The organism is Pseudomonas paraglycinae (genome assembly GCF_021601625.1).
Classification (GTDB): Bacteria; Pseudomonadota; Gammaproteobacteria; order Pseudomonadales; family Pseudomonadaceae; genus Aquipseudomonas; species Aquipseudomonas paraglycinae.
On the sequence record NZ_BQHR01000048.1, the window covers coordinates 1 to 278 of the forward strand.

A 278-nucleotide genomic window follows, 5' to 3' on the forward strand; every position below is an offset into this window, starting at 1 on the left:
CGAGGCTGAAAAGCGTAGTCGATGGAAAACAGGTTAATATTCCTGTACTTCTGGTTATTGCGATGGAGGGACGGAGAAGGCTAGGCCAGCTTGGCGTTGGTTGTCCAAGTTTAAGGTGGTAGGCTGAAATCTTAGGTAAATCCGGGGTTTCAAGGCCGAGAGCTGATGACGAGTTGCCTTTAGGCGACGAAGTGGTTGATGCCATGCTTCCAAGAAAAGCTTCTAAGCTTCAGATAACCAGGAACCGTACCCCAAACCGACACAGGTGGTTGGGTAGA

1 rRNA gene is annotated in these 278 nt (G+C 49.6%); it reads left to right on the forward strand.

What is annotated here, in order from left to right:
- Positions 1-278 (forward strand): 23S ribosomal RNA (locus L6D82_RS28505); the annotation flags it as partial.